The sequence below is a fragment of the Methyloversatilis sp. genome (assembly GCF_030698125.1).
GTDB lineage: Bacteria > Pseudomonadota > Gammaproteobacteria > Burkholderiales > Rhodocyclaceae > Methyloversatilis.
Genome location: NZ_JAUYNV010000017.1, coordinates 40,889 through 65,446, shown reverse-complemented (window position 1 = coordinate 65,446; position 24,558 = coordinate 40,889). Strand labels below are relative to the sequence as shown.

Here is a 24,558-nt window from a genome sequence, read left to right as displayed (position 1 = left end):
AGGGCCGCGCGCTGCGCGCACCCGGTTTGATTGACGCGCCTGCGTCTCGGTGTGTCACTTTAGAGTGACACTTGTGGGCTGTCCAGCGCGCTTACGGTGCGGCCGCCTCGGACCCGCCGGGGGCAGCGTCGTCCGGCGCGTACAGCCCGACGTCGAGCGTGGCGACTTCGCCGAAGGTCGCACCGCTGCGGATCGACAGCCAGATGATCTGCGACGCGGTCAGCGGCATCGCGAGGAAAGGCAACGGATCGCGCCAGCGCCAGGTCACGTCGCGCGCCCGCAAAAAGCGCGACAGGTTGCGCCGGAAGTCCGGCCCGAAGGCCTTCGGGCTGAACATCGATTTCTGCACCTCGGTCAGGCAGGGATAGAACTGCTGCATCAGTGGCGCCTTGCGGAAACGCGCCGGCTGCGTCCCGTCCAGCACGCCATCCGGCGCCACGACAGCGCGCGCCAGATCGTCCGGATCAATGAAATGCAGGCCGCTGGTGGCGCGCGGATTGCATTCGATGCCGTGCGCCTGACCGTCGGCGTCCACCACCAGATCGAAGGATATGAAGCCGGTGAAGCCCGCCGCGGCGATGAATCGGCTCACCCAGTCGGTGACCGGCCGGTGCTGCGGGTCGGCTTCGGTCACACGTTCGAAGCACACGGCGACCGTGCCCGACATGACCGCGCCGCGATACACCACTGTGACCAGCGGCCGGCCGGCGGCAGCGATCGAAAAGGTGCTCAGCACATTGCCCTTGACCCAGCGCTGCACGATGGCCGGCCGACCGGGCGTGACCTCGGGCAGCGCCTCGCCCTGCCGGCGGAACAGCACGCCGCGACCGGAGCAGGAATAGACCGGCTTCACGATGTGGTCGCCCGCCTGCGCCAGATCGACAGCGCCCGGCGTGCCCAGCGCGCAGGTGGCCGGCGCGGCCACACCGTAATCGCGGCAGCGACCGATGAACTGCAGCTTGTCGTGCAGCGGCATCAGCACCCCGGGCGGCATCGAATACAGCTGCACGCCGATCGGCAGCCGACCGGCCAGATGGCTGACATGCATGATTTCTTCCGACACCGGCACCACGAGATCGACGCCTTCCTTCAGCACGATGTCGCGCAACTCGTCGAGATAGCGTTCGCGGCTGAGCGCCGGCGCGGTCACCGTGTAGCGCCGCGCCACCGCATTCGACATCGCGCTCAGATGCCATCTGAATGGTTCGGCGACGATGACGCGCCAGCCCAGCCGATGAAAGCTGCGCGCCAGATCCAGCCCCTTGGGCAGGCGGCCGAGCGTGATCAGCACGACCGGTTTCATGCGCCGGCCCGCTCGCGCAGACGCACGCGGCACATGATCTGGTGCTTCGGCCGCGTGGTCAGGCGCGCCACCGGGCGCACCGCGTCGGCGTCGAGCGCGCTGAAATCGAATCGGCGCACCAGGCGCGCAAGAATCAGCGTCGCTTCGGTGGTTGCGAAGGCGGCGCCGACGCACACGCGCGGTCCGAGCCCGAATGGCAGATAGGCGCCGGGCACCAGTTCGTGCTCGCGTTCGGCGCTGAAGCGGTCGGGGTCGAAGTGGTGGGCGTTGCGCCAGTAATTTTCGTTGCGGTGGATGGTCCATGGCGAAATCATGATCATCGCGCCCCGCTTCACCCGGTATTTGCCGATCTGCGTCGCCTCGGCCGCCACGCGCGGAATGAAGGTGATGGGCGGATACAGCCGCATGGTTTCGCGGAACACGTTGCGCGTGAAGGTGAGCCGGCGGATGTGCTCGAAGCCGATGTCGCCCTCGCCCACCACCGCATCCACCTCGGCGCGCATGCGCGCCACCGTGTCGTGCTGCGAACTCAGGATGAAGAACACCCAGGTCAGCACGCTGGCCGTGGTTTCGTGGCCGGCGAGGAACATGACACCCAGCTGGTCGATCAGCTCCTTGCGGTCGAAACGGTCGCCGGTTTCCGGGTCTTCCGCATTCACCATTTCGGCGGCGATGTCGTTCCAGCGCGTGATCGGCCCGGTCAGATGCGTATCGACCAGTTCACCCAGGCGCTGGCGGATGATGCGGCAGGCGGCTTCGACGTCCGGGCGCTGATCGACGCGCTTCCATGCCGGATCGAAAATGAGCCGCTTCCACTCGACCTGGGCCACGCTGCGCTCGAACAGCGTGAACGCATCGAATACTTCGCGCGACGCCTTCGTGTCGAACGAAGTCGAAAACACCGTGCGGCAGATGATGTCGGCCGTCAGGTGGCTCATCGCCAGATCGAGCGAAAAGGCTTCACCGGTCAGTGCCTGCTCGCGCAGCGTGTCTTCACAGGCATCGACACCGGCCGCCATCGACGGGAAGGCCTGACTGAGCCGCATGTGCGAAAAGGCCGGATCAATCATGCGGCGCTGCTTGCGCCAGGTGTCGCCGGACGACACGAAGATCGAGTTGCCGACCAGCGGTTCCAGCGCGCCCACCATCAGGTCATTCTTCGGATAGATGTCGGTCGGATCGGTCAGGATGCTGCGATAGAACTGCGGATCATTGACGATCAGTATCTGCCGCCGCGAATAGCCCAGATGGCCCACCGGCACACGGTAGGCGTCAGCCGGCAGCAGGCTCAGCAGGTCGCCATCGCCCTGCGCAATCAGACGGAACAGCGAAATGATGGGCGACAGCGCCTGTGGCCGCGGCGGAATGTAGGTCGGGCTCGCATCGAGGCCCGCAGGAATGGCTGTCACTTCGGCCGCTGTCCGTGTGCGTTGTGCTGTGAGCGTTGTGCTGTGTGTTGCGTGCGTTGCTGTGTCTATCGGTCAGTCCGGCGGGTCGAGCGGCGCCCGGACGGACGGCGCCCTCCGTGTCACGGCCCGAGTATAGGTGTCGGGCCCGGATCCGGCTTGCCGCACTGCACGATACCGAATCTGTCCGCCCGAGGTTACAGTGCAAAGTGTCAATGCATCGAGCACCCGCTTTTGTCGTCATGTGGGTTCCCCGCCCTTCACCTTTGGCAAGGCCTGTCGAGCGCGCAACATGTCCGTGTCCGAGCTGTTCCACCGCTTCGTCGCCCGTCACATCGTGACCGGCGCAACCGGCCTGCTGCTGACCGGCGCGGCGGCGGCAACGCACGTGAAAGGCAGGCGTGGCGTCTGAACGGGTGGTGGTCATCGGCGCCGGCATGGGCGGGCTGTCGGCCGCGGTCGATCTGGCGCGTCGGGGTGTCGACGTGCAGCTGCTCGAACGCGCCCCTGCGCCCGGCGGCAAGATGCGTGAAGTGAAGGTGGGCGGCGCCGCCATCGACGGCGGCCCGACCGTATTCACGATGCGCTGGGCGTTCGAATCACTGTTCGCCGACGCCGGCGCCTCGCTGACCGACGCACTGACGCTGCATACCACCTCTGTGCTGGCGCGCCACGCCTGGCGCGAAGGCGGCCGGCTCGACCTGTTCGCCGACATCGAACGCAGCGTCGAGGCGATCGGCGACTTCGCCGGCGCACACGATGCCGCTGGCTACCGCGCCTTCTGCGCGCGCAGCCGCGAGATCTACCAGACGCTGCGCGGCCCCTTCATCGATGGCCAGCGGCCGTCGGCGATCGAACTGACACAGCGCGTCGGTTTCGCCCACCTCGGCGCGCTGTGGCGCACCCAGCCGATGAGCACGCTGTGGAGCGCGCTCGGCCGGTACTTCCGCGACCCGCGCCTGCGCCAGTTGTTCGGCCGCTACGCCACCTATGTCGGTTCGTCGCCGCTGCGCGCACCGGCCACCTTGATGCTCATCGCGCATGTCGAACAGGACGGCGTGTGGATCGTCGAGGGCGGCATGCGCCGCGTGGCCGACGCGCTGCAGGCGCTGGCCGAGCGGCACGGCGCGCGCTTCCGCTTCGACTGCCAGGTGGAGGAAATCGTCGTGCGTGGCGGTCGGGTCGCCGGGGTGCGGCTGGCCGGCGGCGAAGTCATCGACTGCGAACGCGTGGTGTTCAACGGCGACGTGTCGGCGCTGGCGACCGGTCTGCTCGGGTCGACCGTGCAGCGGGCGGCCCCCGTCATCAAGCCGGCGGAGCGCTCGCTGTCGGCGATCACCTGGTGCGTCCATGGCCGCACGCGGGGCTTTCCGCTGCACCACCACAATGTGTTCTTCGCCGAAAACTATCCGGACGAATTCGCCGCGGTGTTCCAGCGGCGCAGCATCGTCGATGCGCCGACCGTCTATGTGTGCGCGCAGGACCGCGCCGATACCCCTGACGGTGCGGCGGCGCCGGCACTCGATCGCGAACGCCTGCTGGTGCTGATCAACGCACCCGCCGACGGCGACACGCGGCCTTTCGGTGATGCCGAAGTCGCCCGGCTGGCCGACAACGCCTTCGACCTGATGCGCCGCTGCGGGCTCGACATCGACCGCGCGTCGATGGACGCGGTCGCCACCACGCCGCACGGTTTCAACCAGCTGTTCCCGGCCACCGGCGGCGCGCTGTACGGCCGCGCCAACCACGGCTCGATGGGCAGCTTCGCGCGCCCTGGCTCAGCCAGCGCCATTGCGGGCCTGTATCTGGCCGGCGGCTCGGTGCACCCCGGCCCGGGCATTCCGATGGCCCTGCTGTCCGGGCGCCGCGCAGCAGAGCGGCTGGTCGCCGACCTCGGCCATGCGCGCTGATTGCCACGCCCGCACTCTGCCGGCTGCCCGGGCGGAGCTTTTGTTGCCCCGGACGGTCAATCGCGTGCCGACACCATGCATTGATTTCATCCGCTGCAACCCTGAATCGACTTCGTTCCAGTGACCTTGCCAGACTGACCCGCCCGAATGACCGCCTCCATGATCTCCACCCCTGAATCCGACCGACCGCACGCCCTCGTCATCGGCGCAGGTTTCGGCGGCCTCGCCGCGGCGATCCGCCTCGGCGCCCGCGGCTACCGCGTCACCGTGCTCGAAAAACTCGATGCGCCGGGCGGTCGCGCCTATGTATACCGGCAGGACGGCTTCACCTTCGACGGCGGGCCGACCATCGTCACCGCGCCCTTCCTGCTCGAAGAGCTGTGGGCGCTGTGCGGCAAGACCTTTTCCGACGACGTCGATCTGCGGCCGGTCGCGCCCTTCTACCGCATCCGCTTCGACGACGGCGAGCACCTCGACTACTCCGGCGATCCGGCAACCATGCGGCGCGAAATCGCCCGCTTCGCGCCCGACGACGTCGCCGGCTACGAACGTTTCATGAAACAGGCCGAAGCCATCTTCGACGTGGGCTTCACCCAGCTGGCCGACATTTCGTTCGCCGACTGGACGACGATGCTGAAGGTCGCGCCCGAACTGGTCCGGCTGAAGAGCTACCGCACGGTGTACGGGATGGTCGCCAGCTATGTGAAGGACGAACGCATCCGCACGGTGCTGAGCTTTCACCCGCTGCTGATCGGCGGCAACCCGTTCACGACCACCTCCATCCTGTGCCTCATTTCGCATCTGGAGCGACGCTGGGGCGTGCATTTCGCGATGGGCGGCACCGGCCGGATCGTCAAGGGCATGATCGGGCTGATCGACGGCCAGGGCGGTACGGTGCGCCTGAACGCCGAAGTCGCATCGATTGACGTGGCCAACCGCCGCGCCCGCAGCGTGACGCTCGCATCGGGCGAAGTCATCGCAGCCGATGTCGTGGTGTCGAATGCCGATGCGGCCTGGACCTACCGCAAGCTGGTGGCGCCGGAACATCGCCGGCGTTGGACCGACCGGCGCCTGGAAAAGTCGAAGTATTCGATGAGCCTGTTCGTGTGGTACTTCGGCACCCGCCGCCAGTACCCGGACGTGCAGCATCACACCATCCTGCTCGGCCCGCGCTATGAAGGCCTGCTGACCGACATCTTCCGCAACAAGGTGGTGGCCGACGACTTCAGCCTCTATCTGCACCGGCCGACAAAAACCGACACCTCGCTGGCGCCGGACGGCTGCGACGCCTTCTATGTGCTGTCGCCGGTGCCGCATCTGGGCAGCGGCACCGACTGGCGCGAAAAGGCCGAGCCTTATCGCAAGGCGATCGAGAAGTATCTGAGCGATTCCATCCTGCCCGGGCTGGCGGACGAAATCGTCACGTCGATGATGCTCACGCCACAGGATTTCCAGGACCGGCTGAATTCCATCAATGGCGCGGCCTTCAGCCTGGAACCCGTGCTGACGCAGAGCGCCTGGTTCCGGCCGCACAACCAGAGCGAAGAAGTGGACAACCTGTATCTGGTCGGCGCCGGCACCCACCCGGGTGCCGGTGTTCCGGGCGTGATCGCATCGGCCAAGGTGCTCGACCGCGTGGTGCCGGACCCGCGCCGCCGTTAGGGAAGGCAGCGCTCAGCGCTTCAGGAAGGCGCGCACCGGTTCGAGTGCGCGCGCCGGCGCTTCTTCATGCGGCAGGTGGCCGACGCCCGGCAAGGTCACCACGGTGGCGTCGGCAATAGCGGCCTTGTAATCGGCCGCATTGGCGACCGGAATCATGGCGTCCTGCTCGCCCCACACGAGCAGCGTCGGCGCGGTGATGCGCTTGAGCAACGGCACCGGATCGACCAGTTTCACCTGCGCCATGCGCTGCATCATCGCGTCGCGCCCACCGGGCGCCAGCACCAGGTCATGGTAGCGATCGGTCATCGCGTCGGTCAGCACCGCCTTGTCAGCGTAGGCCGGCTCCAGACTCATCTTCAGCATGAAGCGCGGCAGGCAGTGGCGCATCAGCGACATCAGCGCCGGCACCTCGGGCGCCTTGTCATACTCGAAGCCGGGGCTGGCGAAACCGTCGGGCGACAGCAGCACCAGCTTGTCGACGCGCGCCGGCTGCGTCGCGGCGAAGGTCCACGCGATGCGCCCGCCCATCGAATTGCCGACCAGCGTCGCGCGCGCCACGCCGAGGCGGTCCATCAGCGCCGCCACGATCTGCATGCTGCGCGCATCGGTGTAGTCGCCCGTCGTATCCGGGGGGCTCAGGCCACTGCCCGGCAGGTCGAAACGGATCACCCGGTAGTCGCCCGCCAGCGACTGCGCCCACGGCTCCCAGGTGTGCAGGCTGGCGCCGAAGCCGTGCAGCATGATCAGCGCCGGCGCGTCCTTCGGGCCGCTGTCGCGCACATGCAGCCGGGTGCCGGCCACTTCCAGCATGTCGCCGGGTGCCGCCAGATAGCGCGCTTCGAGTTCGGCAAGTTTGCGATCCGGCGTCCAGAGCCAGAACATCAGCCCGGCCAGCAGCACCAGCGCCGCCAATAGATATTTCACGTTCGACTCCCGCAGGCAAGGCATGACGACCGGGCCGGACTGTAGCGCAGTTCGCGCCGCACAAGGCCGGAAAGACACGTCCGTCGGGGGCGCTCGCAAGTGCGTTCGAGGTGCGCACCCGGCACGACTGCGCATCGCGTTCGGCTGCCGCCACGATGCACCCGCCGCCGGGCCGGCTCAGGACATCAGGCCCCGTGCTGCCTACGGCGACGAACCCTCGCACCCAGCACCGCAAGGCCGGCGAGCATCAACGCGTAGCTGCCGGGTTCCGGCACGGCGGCCGCCAGCGCGGTGACCTGGAAACCCCGCAGGCTGAGATTGTCGGCCACGAAGATTTCCGCGCTTTCCGGGCCGTCGGTGTTGACCGTGAAGGTCAGCAGACCCTGCCTGCCTTCGAAACCGCTGATGTCGATGTTGAGCATCTGGATCTCGTCGGTCAGGTAATCGCTGCCATGGAAGGTCATCAGCGATTCACCTTCGAACGCGACATCCAGCGTGGCTTCCATATTGTTCTTGATGAAGGCGATCGGAACGTCGATGAACGCGGTGTCTGGCAGCGTGACGTCGTAGGCCAGAATGCCCGGCGATGCGGTGTGCACTTTGAAGCCGGTGAAGGTGGCATCGCCGCGGATACCGGGGCCGCCGTTACGGGGTGGTCTGATGTACAGGCTGTTCGTACTGCGCTCCGCATGTTCGGACTTTTCCTGAACGTACTCGCGAAGCATCTTGACCACGTAGTCTTGCGCATTGAATTCCGACACATTCTGCAGCCAGCCGAGGGCCGTGTCGAAGAAGGTGTCGGTCCGGTAGGCAACGCTGTAGTTCGCCCTCAGCATGACAACACCTCTGGCGTCACCCTTGATCGCCAGCGGATTGGCGACGATGTAGTCGTCGATGCGCGCCTGCGGCGCCTCTGACACCACAATGGTGTTGTACCTCGATGAATCGGGGTCAACGTGTATCACGTAGGGTTCGGATCCCTTGACCGCGATGTTGTACACGCCGAGGGTCATCTGCTCGGAAAACAGGCTGCCCGCCGAAAATGTCTGGCTGCCATAACCGGGCGAGACATTCATCCCGATGATCAGCTCGTGGCGATAATTCACATCCAGCAAGGGGGCAACGATGTCGCCGGGGGCCTTCAGGAACGCACCGTCCATCGTAACGGTCGAGGACAGGACTCGTCCGAAATTGGTGTCCGGCTGCAGATGTATGGACAGCAACGCCTTGCCGGAATCGAATGTGTAGGGAACCGTCGTGGTGACCGTGTGATTGACCGAAATATCGACTGCACCGGATGCACCGCTGACTGTCAGCAGGGCGCTTGCCAGCGCCAACGTGGAACGCACTCTTTTTGTATTCATCATTTGCTTTGGTAGGAGTTGGGTTCTGCGTACGTTCAAGGTGATTTCAGGCGGTACCTTGTGCTGACACGGGGCTGCGTCGCGGCTGCGTAAACCGGCGACGCGCCATGACACCGACCAGCGCCAACCCGCCCGTCATCAACGCCCACGAGCCGGGTTCCGGCACGGGCGCCGCCAGTGCGGTGACCTGGAAACCCCGCAGGCTGAGATTGTCGGCCACGAAGATTTCCGCGCTTTCCGGACCGTCGGTGTTGATCGTGAAGGTCAGCAGCCCCTGCCTGCCTTCGAGGCCGGCGATGCCGATGCTGAGCATCTGGATCTCGTCGGTCAGGTAATCGCGGCCATAAAAGGTCATCAGCGATTCACCTTCGAACGCGACATCCAGCGTGGCCTCCATATTGTTCTTGATGAAGGCGATCGGAACGTCGATGGTGGCGGCGTCCGGCAGCGTGACGTTGTAGGCCAGGATGCCCGGCGAAGCCGTATGCACCTTGAAGCCCGTGAAGGTGCCGTCGTTCCGGATGTTGTCGGGAGTCCGCGGCCCCCTTACGTTGATGTACAGCTTGTTTTCGCTCGGCGCGGCGTGCAGGGAGTTGCCCTCGACGTATTCGCGAAGGGTTCTCGCGGCGTTCAGGGCAGTGGTGTCCGATACGTTCTGGAGCCAGCCGAGGGATGTGTCGAAGAAGGTATCGACGGCGTACACGACGCTGTAGTTCGTGCGCAGGACCACTGATCCTTCGACGTTACCGCGGATCGCCAACGGGTCGGCGACGGTAACCGTGTCGATGCGGGCCTGCGGCGCCTCGGTCACCACGATTTCCTCCGGTATCTTCGTCACGGAGCCGAGATAGATCCGGTACGGCTGCGAGGGGCGCCCATCGTAGTACCTGACCGTGCCGTCGCCTTGCTGCTCGACGATCAGGTTGCCGGCGGAAAACACCTGCGGCTCGCCGTAGACGCCACCGTAGTCGGGCGACACCTTCATCTGCAGGTAAAGGTTGTGCACGTAGTTGACGGTCGGTTCGGGGGCGGCAATATTGCCGCCGGTCTTACGGAAAACGCCGTCTATCATGACAATCGACTTCAAGAAGCGGCCGAAACTCGTGTCTTCCGTAAGCTGGATGGACATCAACTCCCGGCCGTAGTTGACGGTGTAGGGAACCACGGTGACAGCTTCGAAATTGACCGAAATATCGATCGCACCGGATGCACCGCTGAAGCTCAGCAGGGCGCTGGCCAGCGCCAACGTGGAGCGCACTCTCTTTGTTTTCATTATTGGCTTAGGTAGGGGTTGAATTCTGCGATGTCACGACTGCAGCGGACGGTCACGGCGATTTGAGGCGGCGCCGGGCCTTGCCACGCGCCGTCGCGCACCGGCGAACGTGCGTGGGGCTTGCAAGATTCGAGCCATCAGTCCAAGGTCTGTTCGAACAACGGGTTGAACGACCACGGTGACAAGTACTGTCAAATTGTTCGACACCCAAGGCGAAGCGGACACGGGCGGGGAACCGTGGTGCGCCTGCCGTGCGGGGTCTCGCCACCACCCGCCCGCACCGGGCAATGCGTGTCAGCTGAACCCGCCTCCGGGCATGCGGCTCGCCGATGCGAAGCACCCCGTCGTCGAGTGCGTCGGAACACTTTCGGAGGTGGCGCCAAGAAAAAGAAAGCTTCTGTTTGATGCCGGGTTGTTGAACTCCCGGTGCAGCAAATCGGCCTCAGTGTCGTGATCATGATGAGGCCCGTACCGATGCATCCTGTTTCCCCCTTCGTGCCAACCCGGCTCGTGCCCGCGTGGGGCAAGCTGCTGGTCTCGACACTCATGCTGTTCGGCCTTTCCATGCCCCTGCACGCCACGGAAGAACCCGAATACCAGGTGGTCCGCACACAGGCTGATTTCGAGGTGCGGCAGTACGCCGACTACACGGTGGCCGAGGTCGTGGTACCCGGGCCCGCGGACGAAGCGGGCAGCCAGGCTTTCCCGATCCTGGCGGGATACATCTTCGGCAAGAACAAGGGCGAGAAGAAGTTCGCGATGACGGCACCGGTCACGCAGGCCCCGGCGCCTGTGAAGCTGCCGATGACCGCCCCGGTCACCCAGACCGCATCGCAAGCGGGTTTCCTCGTGCAGTTCGTGCTGCCCAGGGGCGTGACGGCGGCCGACGCACCGGAGCCGCTCGATGCGCGCATCCAGCTGCGCGACGTATCGCCCGGTCAGGTGGCCGTCATCCGCTACTCGGGCTTCTGGTCAGAATCGAATTACACCGAGCATCTGGGCCGGCTGCAGTCGGCACTGCGCGCCGCCGACATGAAGTGGGCCGGCGAGCCGGTATTTTCGCGCTACAACGCGCCGTTCACACCCTGGTTCATGCGGCGCAATGAAATCTGGCTGTACCTGACGGCGCAGCCGTGAATTCAGGGGTGAGCGTCTTGTCGCCAGAAGAGGCCTTGAAGTCCGTCCGAAACGAAGCGCCCGGAAACGAAAACGGCCCCCATCGCTGGGAGCCGCTTGAAAGCTGGTGGTGATGGGGGGACTTGAACCCTCGACCTACGGATTATGAATCCGTCGCTCTAACCAGCTGAGCTACATCACCCTTTGAAAGGCCGTGGATTGTCGTGGAGCGACCGGGTCTTGTCAAGAATGGCGGCCCGGCCGGACAATCGCGGGTCTTTCATCCGTGCGGTCATTTTCGCGATGCAGCAGGATCTCAAGTTCGACGTGGTCATCGTTGGCGCCGGCCTGCCCGGACTGGCGCTGTGTGCGGCGCTGCGCCGGGCGCAGTTGTCGGTGGCGCTGGTCGAGGGACGGATGCCGGAGTGGCCGGTCGGCAGCTGGGACGCGCGGGTGTATGCGGTCAGCCCGTCGAGCGCGGCCTTTCTCGAATCGGTGGGCGCCTGGGCGCACCTCGATCATGCGCGGATGCAGCCGCTCGCCCGCATCGAGGTGTTCGGCGACCGCGGTGCACGGCTCGACTTTTCGGCGTTCGACGTCGGCGTGGGTGAGCTGGCGTGGATTGCCGAATCGAGCCTGATCGCGCGCGAGCTGTGGGAAGGCGTGAAGCGGCAGGCCAATGCCACCTTGCTGTGCCCGGCGCGGCCGGCGAAGCTGGCGCACGAGCGCGGCCGCTCGCGGCTGACGCTCGAAGACGGGCGCACGCTCGATGCCGCGCTGGTGGTCGGCGCCGATGGCGTCAATTCATGGGTACGCACGCAGGTCGGGCTGGACGCGCGCTTCACCGATTACAACGAACTGGGCGTGATCGCCAACTTCCGCTGCGAAAAGCCGCATCTGGGCTGCGCCTGGCAATGGTTCAGGCCGGATGGCGTGCTGGCTTTCCTGCCGCTGCCGGATCAGCACATGTCCATGGTGTGGTCGGCGCCCGAAGCCAGGGGTCGCGAACTGCTGCAACATGACGCGGCCACACTGGCGATCGAGGTTGCGGCCGCGGGCGATCACGTGCTCGGCGCACTCGAGCTGGTCACGCCGGCAGCCGGTTTTCCGCTGCGCCTGATGCAGGTACCCAAGGTGATCGCACCGGGCGTGGCGCTGGTCGGCGATGCAGCGCATGCCATCCACCCGCTGTCGGGTCACGGCGTGAATCTGGGTTTTGCCGACGTGCGCGTGCTGGCCGGCGTGCTGGCCGACACCGATCGCAGCGTGCTGGGCGATGTGCGCGTGCTGCGCCGCTATGAGCGCAAGCGGGCCGAAGAGGTGCAGGCGCTGCAACTGACGACGCACGCGCTGCACGAGCTGTTCCGCCCGGCGTGGCCGGCGTTGGCCTGGCTCAGGAATACCGGGCTGAACCTGACACAGGGCATGCCTGTCCTACGCAATGCGCTGGTACGCTACGCGCTCGGTTAATTGGCGCACGAATTAGCACACGACGTCACGCACGAAGTAAATCAGGCCCATCGGGGCCGCCAACACAGCGCCCCAACAGGAGTTTTCATGTCCATCAAGCACACCGCCGCACTGATGTGCGCGCTCGCCGCCACATCGGTTGCCTTCGCGGGTCCGGTTGAAGATTCGATCAAGACCGCCGTCGAAGCCGCCATCGGCAACGGTTCAAAGGTCGAAGGCGTCACCAGGACGCCCTACCTCGGCCTGTATGAAGTCCGCATCGGCGGAGAGATCCTGTACACCGACGAGAAGGCGAATTACCTCCTCCTGGGCGAAATCCTCGACGCGAAGTCGCGCCAGAACATCACGCAGCAGCGGGTGAACCAGCTGTCAGGCATCAACTTCGCAGAGCTGCCGCTCGAGCTCGCGATCAAGCAGGTGCGCGGCACCGGCAAGCGGGTCATTGCCACCTTTGAAGACCCGAACTGCGGCTACTGCAAGAAGCTCGCGAAGGAACTGGTGACGATGGACAACGTGACCGTCTACACCTTCCTGACACCGGTGCTCGGCCCGGATTCGGTGAAGAAGTCTGAAGCGATCTGGTGTTCGCCCGATCGCCTGAAGGCCTGGAATGACTGGATGACCGGCAATGTCGCGCCGGCATCCGCCGTCGCATCGTGCGACATGGCCGGCTTCCAGAAAGCGGCGGCGCTGGGCGAGAAGTACCGGGTGCGCGGGACGCCGACGATTTTCCTGAGCACCGGCGAGCGCATCCCTGGCTATGTACCGGTCGCGCAGCTCGAAAAGCGTCTGTCCGCCATCAAGTAAGGCTGATCCGGGACCGGCATATCGCCGGTTCCGACCGTCGGCGCCGACGCGCGCTCACACCTTCTCGAATATCCCGGCGGCGCCCATGCCGGTGCCGATGCACATCGTTACCATGCCGATGCGCGCCTCGCCGCGCTGCATCGCGGCGATGACGGTGGCGGTGCGTATGGCACCGGTGGCGCCCAGCGGGTGACCGAGTGCGATGGCCCCACCGAGCGGATTCACCTTCGCCGGGTCCAGCCCCAGCGTGCGCATCACCGCCAGCGCCTGCGCGGCGAAGGCTTCGTTGAGCTCAATCCAGTCGATGTCGTCCTGCGCAACGCCGGCCAGCTTCAGTGCCTTCGGGATCGCCTCGACCGGACCGATGCCCATGATTTCAGGCGGCACGCCGGCCACCGCGAAGCTGCGGAAGCGGGCGATCGGCACGGCGCCGGTGCGTGTCATCGCGGCTTCCGACATCAGCAGCACGGCGGCTGCGCCATCCGACATCTGCGAACTGTTGCCGGCGGTGACCGAGCCGCGCGCCGAAAAGGCCGGACGCAGCTTCGCCAGCGCTTGCGCGCTCGAATCGGCGCGCGGCCCCTCATCGGTGTCGAAAATGCGCTCGGTCATGCGTACCGTATTGCTCGCCAGATCGGGCAGATGGCTGCGCACGGTGTAGGGCAGCACCTCGTCGCGGAAGCGGCCGGCGGCGATCGCGGCCAGCGCCTTGTGGTGCGACGCCAGCGCGAAGGCGTCCTGGTCTTCGCGCGACACGCCATACTGCTGCACGACCTTTTCCGCGGTCAGGCCCATGCCGTAGGCGATGGCGACGTGATCGTCCGACTCGAAGGCACGCGGATTGACCGTCACCTTGTTGCCCATCATGGTCGGCATGACGGTCATCGATTCGGTGCCGGCGCCGATGGCGATGTCGCACTGCCCGGTCATGATCTTCATCGCAGCATCGGCCACCGCATTCAGGCCGCTGGCGCAGAAACGGTTCACCGTGATGCCCGGCACCGACACCGGAAAACCGGCCAGCAGCACGCCGATGCGCGCCACATTCATGCCCTGTTCGCCCTCCGGCATCGCGCAGCCGACGACGACGTCGCCGATGTCGTTCAGATCGAAGGCCGGCACGGCGTCGACCGTACCGCGCAGCACGTGCGCCAGCATGTCGTCCGGCCGCACATGGCGGAAGGCACCGTTCTTGCGCGCCACGGCCGTGCGCTTCGCGGCGACGATGTAGGCGTCCTGGATCTGTCGTGTCATGACTGTCTCCTCAATTGCGCAGCGGTTTGCCGGTGTCCATCATGTGCGCGATGCGCGCCTGCGTTTCCGGCGTTCGCAGCAGCGCGACGAATTCCGCGCGCTCGACTTCGAGCAGCCACTGCTCGCTCACACGCGAGCCGGTTTCGATTTCGCCGCCGCACAGCGCCACGGCGGCCGCGCGCGCGACGCGATAGTCGTGCGCCGAAATCAGGCCGCCCTCTCGCATGTTCACCAGCATCATTTCCAGCGTGGCGATGCCGCTGCGCCCGGCCACCATGATGTTCGACGCCTGCAGCGCCGGGCGCCAGGCGCTGTCGGCCATGGCGACCGCGTTGCGACGCGCCACATGCAGCAGTTCGTGCGCATGCATCACCACCACGTCGTCCGGCTTCAGCAGGCCCAGTTCCTGCGCGTGACGCGCGCTTTTCGACACCTGCGCCATGGCGATGGTCTGGAACACCGACTGCAGGAAATTCATCGGGTCCTTCGTCGCCGACGCTTCGGCGGCGCGCGCTGCGCGCAGCGCGAATTCCTTGCAGCCGCCGCCGGCCGGAATCAGGCCGACGCCCGCTTCCACCAGCCCGATATAGCTTTCCAGCGCCACCACGGCGCGCGGCGAATGCATGACGAATTCGCAGCCGCCGCCCAACGCCATGTTCTGCACCGCGGTGATGACCGGAATCTGTGCGTGCTTGATCGCCTGCGACGCCTGCTGGAAATCGTTGATGACGCCATCCAGCGCCTTGAAATCACCGGCTTCGAGCACCGGCCGGATCTGCTTCAGGTTGGCGCCGACCGAAAACGGCCCCTGCGGCTGCCAGATGACCAGTGCATCGAAGTCGCGCTCGGCGCGGGCGATGGCTTCGCGCACGCCTTCGAGCACCTTCGGCCCGATGGCCGACATGCGGCTCTTGAACGACAGCACCGGCGCGCGCGCGCCATCGGCATCATCCAGCGTCCACAGCCGCACCTCGTCGCCTTCCCAGATCGTGTGCGTGGCACGCGGCATCTCGCCGAGCACGAGTTCGGGAAACAGCTGGCGTGCATGGGCCGGCAGCGATGCACGCGGCTGCAGCGCGGCGGCCGACGCCGACCACGATCCGGCGGCCTCATGCGCCGCGTGGCGCTCGAACACCCAGGCCGGCAACGGAGCGTCACTCATGGTGCGACCGGCGGCAATGTCATCGCGCAGCCAGCCGGAGACCTGCTGCCAGCCGGCGGCCTGCCAGGTTTCGAACGGCCCGGTCTGCCAGCCGAAGCCCCAGCGCATCGCGAAATCGACGTCGCGCGCGGTGTGCGCGATGTCCGCCAGATGAAAGGCCACGTAATGGAACACGTCGCGGAAGACGGACCACAGGAACTGCGCCTGCGGGTGTGCCGACGCACGCAGCGCCGCGAGCTTCATCTGCGGATCACGCTCGGCCAGGATGACCTGCACCTCCTCGGCCACGGCGCCGGCCGAATCGCGGTAGTCCTGCGTCGCCAGATCCAGCACCTTGATCTGCCGGCCGTCCTTGCGATACACGCCGGCCTTCGTCTTCTGGCCCAGCGCGCCCTGGCCGACCAGCGCCGCGAGCCAGGCCGGCGCGGTGTAGTAGCGGTGCCACGGGTCGGCCGGCAGGTTGTCGGTCATGGTCTTCACGACATGCAGCAGCGTGTCCAGCCCGACCACGTCGGCGGTCCGGTAGGTGGCGGACTTCGGCCGGCCGATCGCCGGGCCGGTCAGCGCATCGACCTCGTCGAAGCCCAGGCCGAGGCGCTCGGTGTGGTGCATCGCCGCCAGCATCGAAAACACGCCGACCCGGTTGGCGACGAAGTTCGGCGTGTCGAGCGCGCGCACCACGCTCTTGCCCAGCGTCGTCGTCAGGAAGGTTTCCAGCGCATCGAGCAGCGCCGCGTCGGTCGAGCGCGACGGGATCAGCTCGACCAGCGACATGTAGCGCGGCGGATTGAAGAAGTGCACGCCGCAGAAGCGGCTGCGCAGGCTGTCCGGGCAACCGTCGGCCAGTGCGTTGATCGACAGGCCCGACGTGTTGCTGGCGAAGATGGCGTCGGCGCGCAGATGCGGCGCCACTTTCGCGTACAGGCCGTGCTTCCAGTCCATGCGTTCGGCGATCGCTTCGATCACCAGATCGCACTCGCCCAGCCGCGCGAGGTCGCGGTCGTAGTTGGCGATGTCGATCAGTGCCAGCCGGTCGGCAGTGGCCAGCGGCGCCGGTTCGAGCTTTTTCAGGCCGTCGAGCGCGCGTTTGACGATGCCGTCCGGGTCGCCCTCCTTCGCGGCGAGGTCGAACAGTACGACCGATACATTGGCATTGGCGCAGTGCGCAGCGATCTGCGCACCCATGACGCCGGCACCGAGCACGGCCACGCGACGGATCCGGAACTGAAGGGCGATGGGACGGGACATGGCGGTCTCCCGAGGTTGGAGGGCCGGCGGCGATGCGCCGCCGGTTCAGGGAAGAATCAGGCGCAGCACAGTGACCGGCGCCTTGCGGACGCCGGCCGGCGCGGCATCAGAAGGTCTGGTTGTACTGCACCGACAGCAGGTCGGCGCTGGTGTCGAACTTGCCGCGAATGATCTGGCCGGTCGGGGTGGTGCCGACGATGGTGCGCCGGTCGATGCCTTCGCGGTCGAAGAAGATGTGCGCGTAGCCGATGTCGATCGTCGATTTCGGCGACAGCGCATAGCGCGCACCGATCGCCACCCAGTAGCGGTCGCTGTCCGGCAGCGTCAGCGTGCGTGTCGTTTCGTCATGCACTGGCGACTTGTCGAACGCAACGCCAAAGCGCAGCTTCAGCGCTTCGGTGTACTTGTAGGCCGCGCCGTAACCGATGCGCCAGCTGTCACGGAAGTCGTACTCCGGATTCGTGATGGGTCCGCCGGTGTTGCCATTGCGCACGTCGAGCGATTTGAACGACGACCAGCCCGTCCAGGTGTAGTCGCCCATCATTTCCCAGCGCTCGTTCAGCTGCTGATGCACCGCCACGGAAAAGGTATCGGGCAGTTCGATCTTGGCGAAGGCGGGTGTGACGAGTTCCGCTCCGACGCCCGAACGGGTCGATTCTCCTTCTAACCGAAGGTCGATCTTCGAGCGATACGACATGCCGACGCGCATCGCCGGCGTCACCTGATACATCAGGCCGACGTTGAATCCCATCGCCGTGTCGTCGGCTTCGAGCCGGTTGCGCGCATTCGGGAAGCCGCCTATTGGAAGCTGCTGCTGGATGTCGCCTTCGAGCTTGACGAAGCTGATGCCGGCGCCGATCGACAACTGATCATTGACGCGCCAGGCGACCGACGGATTGATGTTCAGCGCCTTCAGGTCGACGTAATTGCCCTGGAAGCGGCCGAGGAAGGTGGTGTTGTAGTCGGTCTTGTTGCCGAAGGTGGCCGACACGCCGACACCGATGCGGAAACGGTCATTGATCGCATAGCTGTAGTAGCCGGCCGGAATCAGCGACAGCCCGCCACCCTCGCCGCCGTCATCGCCGAGCGGAAACGGGCCCAGCGCATTCGAACCGCGGTCATCGAATTTCAGCGACCGGTGCAGCAGCGTGCCGGCGACCGAAATGCTGTGACCCATCGGCAGATAGGTCATGCCGGCCGGGTTGAAGTAGATCGTGCTGGCGTCGTCCGCGACGGCGGCCGCGCCGGCAAATGCCGTTGCCGTACCAGCGCCGTTCTGGTTCTGTATGGCAAAGCCGGCCGCCATGGCCTGGCCGGGCATCGTCAGCCCGATCAGCACGGCCAGACGTGCGAACGGCAGATCGGGACTTGCACATTTGTTGTGTGATGACATTTCAGCTCCTCGCCTGGTTATGCGTTGCCCCGCCCCGCTTCATATCTGAAGACAGGGTCGACGTGACCGTTCAGCGCTGCAACGGTCAATCTTTCGGAATATTCAGCTTCTGCCCCTCTTCGCCCACTGCAACATAGGTCAACGTCGCCTCCGCCACCTTCTTTATGTGTATGTTTTCGTAACCCGTTTCCGCATAGACCGATACATCGACCGTGATCGAGGTGTTGCCGACCCGCGCCACCGACGCATAGAAGGACACGAGGTACTGGGTGGTGATCGGCTGCAGGAACACGAAGGAATTGACGGCCACCGTCACCACGCGTGAGCGGGTGCGACGCATGGCCGCGATTGAACCGGCCACATCCACCTGCGACATGACCCAGCCGCCGAAAATGTCGCCCGCGGCGTTGAGGTCGCGTGGCATCGGCAGCAGGCGCAGCGCGGGTTGGTCGTCGGGCAGGGACTGTACGGAATCATTCATGGATCGATGCTCAAAAAAGGGTTCAGTGAGGTTTCAGGCGTTCATGGTGCAGCGGGCCGCCGGTCCACGGGGCAAAGCCGGCGCCGAAGATCAGGCCGGCGTCGGCCAGATCGGCATCGGCGACCACCTGCTGTTCGACGCAGCGCCGCGTGACGGCGATCAGCGGCGCAAGCAGCCGGTCGGTCAGTCCGTCGGGCACGGACGATACCGCACCACGTTGAGGTTTGCCGTCGGTCCACTCGTAGAATCCGCTGCCGGTCTTGCGCCCGAGTCGGCCGGCATCGACATGGCGCTGCAGGCAGGCCGGCGCCTGGGCACTGCCGGTCAGCCGCGCACCAGCGGCCAGGGCGATGTCGAGCCCGACGGTATCGATCAGTTCGACCGGCCCCATGGCCATGCCGAAATCCTGTGCCGCGCGGTCAACCACCTCGGGTGCAATGCCCTCATCAACGCACTTCATCGCTTCCAGCATGTAGGGGCCGAGTACCGCATTGACGAGGAAACCCGGACTGCTGGCCACCGGCAGCGGCAACTTGTCGAGCGCGCCGACGAAGGCCGCGGCGCGTTGCACGGCCAGCGGATCGCTGGCGGCGCCGCTCACCACTTCGACCAGCGGCATCTGCGCCACCGGATTGAAGAAATGGATGCCGACCAGCCGCGACGGCGTGCGCAGGCAGGCCGCGATGTCCTCGATGCGCAGGCTGGAGGTGTTGCTGGCGATCAGCGCGTCGGGCTTCGCGCGCCGTTCGATGTCACGAAACAGCGCCTGCTTCGCGTCGAGGTCTTCGTAGATGGCTTCGATGATGACGTCAGCCCCCGCGATACCCGCGCCGGTCACGTCCGGCACCAACCGGTCGAGCGCGCCGCGCAGACCGCGCCGGTCGCGCCGGAACTTGCGGCCCCAGGCCTTCGCGGCGCGCTGCAGCGCCGGGGCGATGCGTTCGGCACTGCTGTCCTGCAGCGTCACCCGAAAGCCGCGCAACGCGCACCAGGCCGCGATGTCGCCACCCATGACGCCGGCACCCACCACATGTACGTGGCGGACCACCGGCAGCTCGACGCCTTCCGGCTTGCCGAAGCCGCGCAAGCGCTCGCGCAGGTGGTACACGCGCTGCAGGTTGGCGGTGGTCGGATGGGCGACAAGTGCGCCCATCGATGAAGCATGCCCCGCCGGCACGGCCAGCGCATTGCCGCCGAAATCGCGCCACATGTCGATGATGGCGTACGGCGCCGGGTAGTGCCGGCGACTGGCGCGCTTGGCCACGCCGGCCATGGCCTTCTTCGCCACCACGCTGCGCAGCGGCCCGGACAGCAGGCGCTTCAGCAGCGGCAGCGGCTTGCGCGGCGCGCCCGACAGCACGGCGGCACCCGCATGTTCGCGCATCAGCCGCGCCGGCGCGATGTCGTCGACCAGACCAAGCGACTTCGCACGGCGCACGTCGAGCGCGCGGCCGGTCAGCATCATGTCCAGCGCCGCCGGTGCGCCGATGCGGGCCGGCAGGCGCAGCATGCCGCCCCAGCCGGGCACGATGCCCAGCATCACTTCGGGCAGCGAAAAGCGGGTACCGGGGTCATCGACTGCGACGATGCGGTCGCAGGCCAGCGCCAGTTCTGTGCCGCCGCCAACGCAGAAACCGCGCACCAGCGCACAGGTCGGGTAGCGCACGGCCGCCAGCCGGTTGAACAGGTTCCAGCCGCGTTCGATCAGCGCCCGCGCGCCGGCCAGATCGCTCACCTGTCCGAATTCGGCGATGTCGGCGCCGGCGATGAAGCCGCTTGCCTTGCCGGACAGGATCACCAGCCCACGCGGCGGCGCGGCGTCGAATGTGTCGAGCACGCCGGCCAGTTCGCGCATGACTTCACCGGACAATGTATTCACGCTTTCGCCGGCCCGGTCGAAAGTGAGCCAGGCGATGCCTTCCGCGTCGCGCTCGAGGCGCCAGTGCTCGAGCCCTTGTGTCATTTCGGCGCTCACGTCGTTTCCACCAGCATGGCACCGCCCTGCCCGCCGCCGATGCAGATGGCCGCGATGCCGCGGCCGCCACCCTGCCGGCGCAGCACCTGCAGCAGGTGGAGCACGATGCGTGCACCGCTTGCGCCGACCGGGTGACCGATCGCAATGGCGCCGCCGTCGACATTCAGCCGGCGCTCATCGAGCGTGCCGAGCGCGCCGGGCAGGCCCAGTTCGGTGCGGCAGTAGTCATCGCTTTTCCACGCCTCGATGCAGCCGATGACCTGAGCGGCGAAGGCTTCGTTGATTTCCCAGGCATCAAGATCGTTCAGCCCGAGACCGTGACGCTGCAGGATGGGTGTGGCGGCGTGCACCGGGCCCAGTCCCATCTGCGCCGGGTCCAGTCCGGCCCACTCGGTGTCGACGATGCGGCCGAGCGGCGTCAGGCCATGCTCATCCACCGCCTTGCGCGACGCCAGCAGCAACCAGGCCGCACCGTCGGTCACCTGCGAACTGTTGCCGGCCGTGATGTGACCCTGCGCGCGGTCGAACACCGGGCGCAGCTTTGCCAGCCGCGGCACCGACGAATCGCGTCGTACGCCGTCGTCCTCCGTATAGATATGTCCACCGGCGTCGGCGATCGGCACGACTTCGCCGAAATGGCTGGCATCGAGCGCGGCGGCGGTGCGCTGGTGCGAACGCATGGCGTGGAAATCCATCTGTGTGCGGCTGATGCCGAAGCGCGCGGCGAGGTTTTCGGCGGTCTGGCCCATATTGATGCCGATGACCGGATCGGTCAGGCCTTTCAGCAGACCGATGACCGGCGCCAGCATGCCGGGGCGCAATTTCGTCAGCAGCAGCGCGCGCGCGCCGATGCCTCTGGCCGCGTACCACTGCGACAGCCAGCGCACCATGGCGTCGGAAAACAGCAGGTGGGCACGCGACAGGGCGTCGACGCCGCCGGCCAGCACCAGATCGGCGCGTCCGAGCCGGATGTTGGCAATGCCCGAATCGAGTGCCTGCATGCCGCTCGCGCAGTTGCGCATCACCGTCCAGCCCGGCACGCGGTCGCCACAGCCCAGGCGCAGTGCAGCGATGCGACCGATGTTCGCTTCGTCGGCAGAGGGCGCCGCGCAGCCGAGGATGACTTCGTCGAGCTGATCCGGCCGGAAGGTCTGGCGCGACAGCAGCGCACTGCCGGCCGCCACCGCGAGGTCGGCCGCGGCGAACGGGCCGGGCGCGTTGCGCGACTTCAGGAAGGGCGTGCGCGCGCCATCGACCACGAAAACGTCGGATAAGGTCATCAGGCGGCGATCGCGGTGACGTTGTGCGATTCGGCCGGCGGTGTGCTCACCGCATCGACACCGAAATCCTGCGGGAAGTCGTCCACCCGGACGACCCGGTCACGCAGTTCGTCGCGCCGGCGGATCAGCGCGAATTCGGCGGCCTCGATCAGGCCGGCGTCGAACGCGGCCTGCATCAGCCCGGCCCCGTGCGCTTTCAGCACACCCTTCTTCTGCGCCGCGCGCACACGTGCTTCGATGGTTTCGGCGGCGATCGTCGCGTTCAGCGCGTGTTCGATGACGCCGACCGGGTCGTGTTCGTCGTCGGGGATGTACATGCCGGCGGTCAGCCGGTCGCGCGTCGCGGACGGCTCGATCAGCAGATTCGCCACCTCGCCGCCGAGCCGGTCCGACGGCACCACATACGGCCGGCCGAGCGGAAAGATCAGACGGCGCAGCAGGATGGCGATGGCGCGATTCGGGAAGTTGGACATCACGCCTTCGAATGCGGTCTGGGCATGGAACATCGCGTCCCACATGGCCCAGTGCATCAGCGGCGCGTCGGCCGCCTGCCGGCCATCGGCTTCGTAGCGCTTCAACGTGGCCGAGCACAGATACATCTGCGAAAGGATGTCGCCCAGCCGCGCCGACAGTTTTTCCTTGCGCTTCAGATCGCCGCCCATGGTGAGCATCGCGGCATCCGAAATGAACGCGAAGGCGGTCGAAAAGCGCGTGAGCTGCTGGTAGTAACGGTGCGTTTCCGGCGCCACGCCACTCGGCACGCCAACCCAGTGCGAACCGGTCAGGCCGGTCACCAGCGCGCGTATCGCATTGCTGGCGGTGTAGCCGATGTGCGAAAACAGCGCATCGTCGAATTCGGCCAGCGCCGCCGGCGTGTCGTCGGCCAGCGCGGCGCGCATTTCGCGCAGCACGTACGGATGGCAGCGGATGGCGCCCTGGCCGAAGATGATCAGGCTGCGTGTCAGGATGTTCGCGCCCTCGACCGTGATGCCGATCGGGATCTGCTGGTAGGCGCGGCCGAGGAAATTCGACGGCCCCAGACAGATGCCCTTGCCGCCAAGGATGTCCATGCCGTCATTGACGACGATGCGCGCGCGCTCGGTGATGTGGTATTTCACGATGGCCGACACCACCGAGGGCTTTTCGCCCAGGTCGATGGCGCCGGCAGTCATGCGACGTGCCGCGTCCATCATGTACAGGTGGCCGCCGATGCGGGCCAGCGGTTCCTGGATGCCTTCGAAGCGGCCGATCGCAGTCTTGAACTGGCTGCGCACGCGCGCATAGCCGCCGACGGCGCGCGCGGTGAGCTTGGCCATGCCGGTGTTCGACGCCGGCAGCGAAATCGAGCGACCGGCGGCGAGGCACTCCATCAGCATGCGCCAGCCCTGCCCGGCCATCGCCGGGCCGCCGATGATCCACTCGATCGGCATGAATACGTCGCGGCCCCAGTTCGGTCCGTTCTGGAACACCGCGTTCAGCGGGAAGTGGCGGCGGCCGATTTCGACGCCCGGGTGATCGGTCGGAATCAGTGCGCAGGTGATGCCGATATCTTCGGTGTCGCCCAGCAGGTGGTCCGGGTCGTACAGCCGGAACGCCAGACCGAGCAGTGTCGCGACCGGACCCAGCGTGATGTAGCGCTTGTCCCAGGTGACGCGCATGCCCAGTACTTCGCGGCCCTGATATTCGCCCCTGCAGATGATGCCGAAGTCCGGAATCGACGCCGCGTCCGAGCCGGCCTGCGGGCTGGTGAGTGCGAAACACGGAATCTCCAGCCCCCTGGCCAGGCGCGGCAGGTAGTGATCCTTCTGCGCGTCGGTGCCGTAGTGCAGCAGCAGTTCGGCCGGGCCGAGCGAGTTGGGCACCATCACGGTGACCGCCGAGGCGGAGCAGCGCGTCGACAGCTTGGTCACGATCTGCGAATGCGCCCAGGCCGAAAACTGCTTGCCGCCGTACTGCTTCGGAATGATGAGGCCGAGGAAGCCGGCATCCTTGATGTACTGCCACGCCTCGGGCGGCAAGTCCTTCAATTCGTGCGAAATGGTCCAGTCGTCGGACAGGCGGCACAGCTGTTCGACCTCGTTGTCGAGGAAGGCCTGTTCTTCCGCGCTCAGCGTCGGCTCCGGATAGGCGTGCAGCACGGACCAGTCCGGGTGGCCGCGGAACAGTTCGCCTTCCCACCACACGGTGCCGGCTTCCAGCGCGATGCGTTCGGTGTCGGACATCGGCGGAAGGATGTTTCGGTAAACCTTCAACAGCGGTTTTGAAATGACCGCACGGCGCAGCGCCGGCACGTTCAGCAGCAGTGCCGGCACGCCCGCCAGCAGCGCAACCGCGACATTCATCGCCACCGGCCAGTCGAAATGCAGGCTGGCCGCCACCAGCCACGCGGCAGCCGCCACGGTGCTCACGAGCAGCGGCGCGCGCAGGTAGCCCAGCAGTACGATGCCCACAGGCACCAGCAGCAACACTATCCAGGTCATGTCGTTTCCCCTCCTCGGTGCTTCGCTCCGGTGTGCAGGCCATCGTCGGC

17 protein-coding genes and 1 tRNA gene are annotated in these 24,558 nt (G+C 66.4%); 5 read left to right on the top strand and 13 right to left on the bottom strand.

The window, feature by feature from the left end; all coding sequences use genetic code 11:
• Positions 1-91 precede the first annotated feature (91 nt).
• Together Q8Q80_RS07565 and Q8Q80_RS07560 are read right to left on the bottom strand one after the other, a co-directional pair.
• Entirely contained in the window at positions 92-1,303 is a 1,212-nt protein-coding gene (locus tag Q8Q80_RS07565; protein WP_305632320.1) for an ATP-grasp domain-containing protein, read from the bottom strand.
• Positions 1,300-2,712, bottom strand: coding sequence for a cytochrome P450 (locus Q8Q80_RS07560; RefSeq protein WP_305632319.1), 1,413 nt, complete (start codon positions 2,710-2,712; stop codon positions 1,300-1,302). Before Q8Q80_RS07560 ends, Q8Q80_RS07565 begins: the two co-directional genes overlap by 4 nt.
• 398 nt (positions 2,713-3,110) lie before the next feature.
• On the opposite strand from Q8Q80_RS07560, the gene crtD reads away from it, so the two are divergent.
• Positions 3,111-4,619: a 1-hydroxycarotenoid 3,4-desaturase CrtD gene (gene crtD, locus Q8Q80_RS07555; protein WP_305632318.1), complete on the top strand. Its 1,509-nt coding sequence runs from the start codon at positions 3,111-3,113 to the stop codon at positions 4,617-4,619.
• Between the two features lie 159 nt (positions 4,620-4,778).
• Positions 4,779-6,281, top strand: a complete 1,503-nt coding sequence (locus Q8Q80_RS07550; protein WP_305632317.1) for a phytoene desaturase — start codon at positions 4,779-4,781, stop codon at positions 6,279-6,281.
• 12 nt (positions 6,282-6,293) lie between these two features.
• Here Q8Q80_RS07550 and Q8Q80_RS07545 read toward each other — a convergent pair whose 3' ends face one another.
• The 3 genes from Q8Q80_RS07545 to Q8Q80_RS07535 form a co-directional block, all read right to left on the bottom strand.
• On the bottom strand, positions 6,294-7,205 hold the full coding sequence (locus Q8Q80_RS07545) for an alpha/beta fold hydrolase (protein WP_305632316.1): 912 nt from the start codon (positions 7,203-7,205) through the stop codon (positions 6,294-6,296).
• Positions 7,206-7,390: 185 nt separating this feature from the next.
• Positions 7,391-8,608 (bottom strand): PEP-CTERM sorting domain-containing protein, encoded by a 1,218-nt coding sequence (locus tag Q8Q80_RS07540; protein ID WP_305632315.1) that lies wholly within the window; start codon positions 8,606-8,608, stop codon positions 7,391-7,393.
• A 7-nt stretch (positions 8,609-8,615) separates the two neighbouring features.
• On the bottom strand, positions 8,616-9,815 hold the full coding sequence (locus Q8Q80_RS07535; protein WP_305632314.1) for a PEP-CTERM sorting domain-containing protein: 1,200 nt from the start codon (positions 9,813-9,815) through the stop codon (positions 8,616-8,618).
• A 501-nt stretch (positions 9,816-10,316) separates the two neighbouring features.
• Here Q8Q80_RS07535 and Q8Q80_RS07530 point away from each other — a divergent pair.
• A complete protein-coding gene (locus Q8Q80_RS07530) occupies positions 10,317-10,979 on the top strand; it encodes a heme-binding protein (protein WP_305632313.1) in 663 nt (220 codons plus the stop codon).
• 104 nt (positions 10,980-11,083) lie between these two features.
• Here Q8Q80_RS07530 and Q8Q80_RS07525 read toward each other — a convergent pair.
• Positions 11,084-11,160: transfer RNA gene (locus Q8Q80_RS07525), tRNA-Met, on the bottom strand.
• A gap of 101 nt (positions 11,161-11,261) precedes the next feature.
• On the opposite strand from Q8Q80_RS07525, the gene Q8Q80_RS07520 reads away from it, so the two are divergent.
• Together Q8Q80_RS07520 and Q8Q80_RS07515 are read left to right on the top strand one after the other, a co-directional pair.
• Positions 11,262-12,428 carry a UbiH/UbiF family hydroxylase gene (locus Q8Q80_RS07520; protein WP_305632312.1) on the top strand — a complete coding sequence of 389 codons (1,167 nt, stop codon included), beginning with the start codon at positions 11,262-11,264 and terminating at the stop codon, positions 12,426-12,428.
• A gap of 87 nt (positions 12,429-12,515) precedes the next feature.
• A complete protein-coding gene (locus Q8Q80_RS07515; protein ID WP_305632311.1) occupies positions 12,516-13,235 on the top strand; it encodes a DsbC family protein in 720 nt (239 codons plus the stop codon).
• Positions 13,236-13,289: 54 nt separating this feature from the next.
• On the opposite strand, the gene Q8Q80_RS07510 is transcribed toward Q8Q80_RS07515, so the two are convergent.
• The 7 genes from Q8Q80_RS07510 to Q8Q80_RS07480 form a co-directional block, all read right to left on the bottom strand.
• Positions 13,290-14,489, bottom strand: a complete 1,200-nt coding sequence (locus tag Q8Q80_RS07510; protein WP_305632310.1) for an acetyl-CoA C-acyltransferase — start codon at positions 14,487-14,489, stop codon at positions 13,290-13,292.
• A 10-nt stretch (positions 14,490-14,499) separates the two neighbouring features.
• Positions 14,500-16,899 (bottom strand): 3-hydroxyacyl-CoA dehydrogenase/enoyl-CoA hydratase family protein, encoded by a 2,400-nt coding sequence (locus tag Q8Q80_RS07505; protein ID WP_305632309.1) that lies wholly within the window; start codon positions 16,897-16,899, stop codon positions 14,500-14,502.
• A 106-nt stretch (positions 16,900-17,005) separates the two neighbouring features.
• Positions 17,006-18,292: an OmpP1/FadL family transporter gene (locus Q8Q80_RS07500; RefSeq protein ID WP_305632308.1), complete on the bottom strand. Its 1,287-nt coding sequence runs from the start codon at positions 18,290-18,292 to the stop codon at positions 17,006-17,008.
• Positions 18,293-18,377: 85 nt separating this feature from the next.
• Positions 18,378-18,773, bottom strand: coding sequence for an acyl-CoA thioesterase (locus Q8Q80_RS07495; RefSeq protein ID WP_305632307.1), 396 nt, complete (start codon positions 18,771-18,773; stop codon positions 18,378-18,380).
• A 22-nt stretch (positions 18,774-18,795) separates the two neighbouring features.
• Positions 18,796-20,748 (bottom strand): 3-hydroxyacyl-CoA dehydrogenase NAD-binding domain-containing protein, encoded by a 1,953-nt coding sequence (locus Q8Q80_RS07490; protein WP_305632306.1) that lies wholly within the window; start codon positions 20,746-20,748, stop codon positions 18,796-18,798.
• Positions 20,745-22,028, bottom strand: coding sequence for an acetyl-CoA C-acetyltransferase (locus tag Q8Q80_RS07485; protein WP_305632305.1), 1,284 nt, complete (start codon positions 22,026-22,028; stop codon positions 20,745-20,747). The genes Q8Q80_RS07490 and Q8Q80_RS07485 overlap by 4 nt, the downstream gene beginning before the upstream one ends.
• A complete protein-coding gene (locus Q8Q80_RS07480) occupies positions 22,028-24,508 on the bottom strand; it encodes an acyl-CoA dehydrogenase (RefSeq protein ID WP_305632304.1) in 2,481 nt (826 codons plus the stop codon). Before Q8Q80_RS07480 ends, Q8Q80_RS07485 begins: the two co-directional genes overlap by 1 nt.
• Positions 24,509-24,558: the final 50 nt, after the last annotated feature.

Coding starts and splice junctions, on each gene's coding strand:
- Q8Q80_RS07565 (WP_305632320.1), bottom strand. CDS start 1,303: ATGAAACCGGTCGTGCTGATCACGCTCGGCCGCCTGCCCAAGGGGCTG.
- Q8Q80_RS07550 (WP_305632317.1), top strand. CDS start 4,779: ATGATCTCCACCCCTGAATCCGACCGACCGCACGCCCTCGTCATCGGC.
- Q8Q80_RS07530 (WP_305632313.1), top strand. CDS start 10,317: ATGCATCCTGTTTCCCCCTTCGTGCCAACCCGGCTCGTGCCCGCGTGG.
- Q8Q80_RS07520 (WP_305632312.1), top strand. CDS start 11,262: ATGCAGCAGGATCTCAAGTTCGACGTGGTCATCGTTGGCGCCGGCCTG.
- Q8Q80_RS07515 (WP_305632311.1), top strand. CDS start 12,516: ATGTCCATCAAGCACACCGCCGCACTGATGTGCGCGCTCGCCGCCACA.
- Q8Q80_RS07510 (WP_305632310.1), bottom strand. CDS start 14,489: ATGACACGACAGATCCAGGACGCCTACATCGTCGCCGCGAAGCGCACG.
- Q8Q80_RS07505 (WP_305632309.1), bottom strand. CDS start 16,899: ATGTCCCGTCCCATCGCCCTTCAGTTCCGGATCCGTCGCGTGGCCGTG.
- Q8Q80_RS07500 (WP_305632308.1), bottom strand. CDS start 18,292: ATGTCATCACACAACAAATGTGCAAGTCCCGATCTGCCGTTCGCACGT.
- Q8Q80_RS07495 (WP_305632307.1), bottom strand. CDS start 18,773: ATGAATGATTCCGTACAGTCCCTGCCCGACGACCAACCCGCGCTGCGC.
- Q8Q80_RS07485 (WP_305632305.1), bottom strand. CDS start 22,028: ATGACCTTATCCGACGTTTTCGTGGTCGATGGCGCGCGCACGCCCTTC.
- Q8Q80_RS07480 (WP_305632304.1), bottom strand. CDS start 24,508: ATGACCTGGATAGTGTTGCTGCTGGTGCCTGTGGGCATCGTACTGCTG.